Raw genomic sequence first — 2770 nt, 5'->3', positions numbered from 1 at the left:
TGTGGTTTGATCTGGGTACGTGATTGTGGTAAGCCGGTCGCCGGTGTCGTAGCCGAACGTAGTCTGATGCTGCATCGCATCGGCGACCGACGTCCGGTTGCCATGGGCATCGTAGCCATAGGTGGTGACGTGGCTTTGCGCGTCGGTGATTGTATTAATCAGCCCCGCTGGCGTGTAGGTCAGCGTGGTGACGTGGTTCAGGACGGGTGGCCCGGCCTTTCCCATTTCGGGTTTGCGTCAGACTCCCATGTAAAGGGTGCCCCGTTCTCGCGCGGTGTTCGCGAGGGCGGGGTTAGAGGATATATGCAACTCCGCCTTTGACTTTGGTCTTTGTTAAACACGACTGAACACTCACGGACTCCAGCTTCCCCAGCACAAGCACGAACGATATAATGCCCCGCCATGCCGAGCCGGCTCAAGCGAATCTATGGCTTTCGCGATCTCCACTTCATCACATGCAGTTGTTACCGACGACGGCAGTTACTCGGTACCAGGCATGCACGAGACGTGTTTCTCCGCATCTTCGAGCAAGTCCGGCGCAAACACAAGTTCGAAGTAGCGGGCTACGTGGTCATGCCGGAACACTTTCATATCCTGATCGGAGAACCCGAAAAGGGAAACCCATCCTCGATTCTCCAGATTCTCAAGCAGACGGTAGCCAGACGTCTACTCAAACCGGCCAGAAGGCGACGAAACAATCAACCCATGCTGTGGGAAGAAGGTCTTCCCGTTCAGAACCGTCATTTCTGGCAAGCGCGCTTTTACGACTTCAATGTCTATTCCAACGAGAAGCGCTTTGAGAAGCTCCGGTATATGCACAGGAACCCGGTAAAACGAGGCCTGGTGTCCTCACCCGAACTATGGGCCTGGAGCAGCTTCCGCGCTTACATGTACGCAGAGCCGAGTATCGTGAAGATCGATGAACTGGAACCGCGGAACACCAAGAAAAAGCCAGAACCGAAGTAACAGACATCTATCGAACCCCGCCCTCGCGAACACCGCGCGAGAACGGGGCACCCGCACCCGACTGGTAGAAGTGGCACACAAGAACCGAAACGGGAAAGGCCGGGCCACCCGCCCAAGAAGCTCAGATGAGGATTCGATCTCGGTAACAAGGTTATCACGCGAGCTTGTTGAAACACTGTTTGGCGAACCGTCGCACATAGCGCCACTCTTGAGCATTATTCAAGGACTCAGCAGTCCATAGATGAGCGTTTGAATTGCCGCTCATCCCCTTCAGGATCGCGTCAAGTTCCTTTATGCAATTGAGCTGGTCCTCGTTTATCTCCCCTTCTCGCAGCATCTTTTCCGCAGTTGGGGCGATATCGTCGTGTTCGAGAGCTAGTTCGTCCACATGATCCGGCACGCCGAGATCGCGGAGATGTGCTAACTGAACATCCGGCTCTGAAGCCAACAAGGCAAGAGACTCTTTGAGTAATTTCACTCGTCCTTTCATGCGATTCAGTGCCAAAACTGCTAACAGTCGGCTTAGCAGATTAGCGAGTGCTCCCACCGCGAATTATTCCAGACTTCCCACCATCCGGACTTGAAACTCGACCATCGCTGCCGATTATCTTGTTTTCGAAAGAGCGTGGGAATCTCTGGAAGGGCTATTTTGATAAGACAAGCTCGCTCTTTGGCGAGCAGGAAGAACTTCGCGTGCTGATTCGCAGGGACAAAAGTTCAGCGCGGCGGGGAATGGAAGCGGCCTCCTGAACAAAAGCGGCGAGATTTTGAACACGAGTGGACTTCGTGAAGGTGCTCGATGTTGGGAATGGGAGATTGGGTTGGTGGCCCCGCAAAGGGTGGGATCATCTGCATCTGATGCGATCTGCACAATCAAGGCCGGAGCGCTTGTTCTCTTATCTACGATGCAGCCAACGAAACAACTCCTTTCCCCAAAATGCCAACGAAAACGCCGTGAGTCCCGTCGCAAATACGGGCATCAAGAGAAACTTGGCTATAACGCTCTCGTTGAACAAAACACTTCCAAACGTGCCGCCAAGCCTTCGCTGCCACAGCAGCAGCACAACAAAGTAGGCTACTATCATGCTCACAGCAGAGGCGAAGCACGACAACAACGCTTTCTTAAAGACGAGTTCAATGCCTGATGAAATCATGCACTCTCAATGCGGAATGATCGTTGGACTTCCTCGTTGGTCGGAACATGTCCCACCCGTATCCACTTCCTCAACATACGGATGGACCTTCAGGCAGAGATAGTCCGACGTACCCGAGCCATATTCTAACCAAGGTGTCTGGTCATGTATATACTGCTTGTGATTGAGATAGTCGTCACTTAGAGAATAGAGAGCTGGTTCAGTACATCTTGCCGCGCAATTCGTCGCCAGTCCGAACCTTAAGGAATAGCCTCCAGGGAGAGTTTCATAACTCTGGTACGCATAATACGTATTTGAATAGCCCCAATGCCAGTCAAAGTGCTTCAAAATGTCAATCATGAAGGCGCCTACGGCGGAGCAAAGAATTCGCGCCCGGGTGTCAGACGAAAAATCTTGTCCTAGCGTGGCCACGAAGCTGGTCGTGGTCTGATATGACATATAAGAAAACATGGTTGAACCAGACCCAGTAGACCATCCGCCAACCCCGCCGACGACATTGCTAATTGATGGCGTATGTACGGCGGGTTCTATAAAAGGCGATGTCAAGAGCAAACACATCTCCCGAACAGATCTGAGAGCAGTGCTCGGCATCGAGCCCTGGTGGGGATCTGCAGACTGTCGGTATGGACCTGGGCTGAGACTGCGAACAT

5 protein-coding genes are annotated in these 2770 nt (G+C 52.9%); 2 read left to right on the top strand and 3 right to left on the bottom strand.

The genetic code is table 11. From position 1 onward, the window contains the following. Positions 1 to 225, bottom strand: a 225-nt coding sequence (locus DMG62_24075) for a hypothetical protein (GenBank protein ID PYY20001.1), incomplete at its 3' end; no start/stop codon positions are given. 177 nt (positions 226 to 402) lie between these two features. Between DMG62_24075 and DMG62_24070 the strand changes: the two genes are divergently transcribed. Continuing rightward, positions 403 to 966, top strand: a complete 564-nt coding sequence (locus DMG62_24070; GenBank protein ID PYY20000.1) for a transposase — start codon at positions 403 to 405, stop codon at positions 964 to 966. Positions 967 to 1120: 154 nt separating this feature from the next. On the opposite strand, the gene DMG62_24065 is transcribed toward DMG62_24070, so the two are convergent. Next, positions 1121 to 1513 (bottom strand): hypothetical protein, encoded by a 393-nt coding sequence (locus DMG62_24065; GenBank protein ID PYY19999.1) that lies wholly within the window; start codon positions 1511 to 1513, stop codon positions 1121 to 1123. Here DMG62_24065 and DMG62_24060 point away from each other — a divergent pair. Next, the gene (locus DMG62_24060) at positions 1504 to 1716 is read left to right on the top strand and encodes a hypothetical protein (protein PYY19998.1); all 213 of its coding nucleotides are present in this window, start codon (positions 1504 to 1506) and stop codon (positions 1714 to 1716) included. The genes DMG62_24065 and DMG62_24060 overlap by 10 nt on opposite strands. A gap of 146 nt (positions 1717 to 1862) precedes the next feature. Here the strand turns inward: DMG62_24060 and DMG62_24055 are convergent, their stop codons facing one another. Beyond that, the gene (locus DMG62_24055; GenBank protein PYY19997.1) at positions 1863 to 2120 is read right to left on the bottom strand and encodes a hypothetical protein; all 258 of its coding nucleotides are present in this window, start codon (positions 2118 to 2120) and stop codon (positions 1863 to 1865) included. Between the last annotated feature and the right edge of the window lie 650 nt (positions 2121 to 2770).

The sequence above is a fragment of the Acidobacteriota bacterium genome (assembly GCA_003225175.1).
Taxonomy (GTDB): Bacteria; Acidobacteriota; Terriglobia; order Terriglobales; family Acidobacteriaceae; genus Gp1-AA112.
The sequence above is the reverse complement of the archived record's forward strand: the minus strand, read 5'-3'. Positions and strand labels throughout refer to the sequence as shown.

Excerpts from the sequence above, each read along its gene's own strand:
- DMG62_24055 (PYY19997.1), bottom strand. The coding sequence starts at position 2,120 with ATGATTTCATCAGGCATTGAACTCGTCTTTAAGAAAGCGTTGTTGTCG.
- DMG62_24070 (PYY20000.1), top strand. The coding sequence starts at position 403 with ATGCCGAGCCGGCTCAAGCGAATCTATGGCTTTCGCGATCTCCACTTC.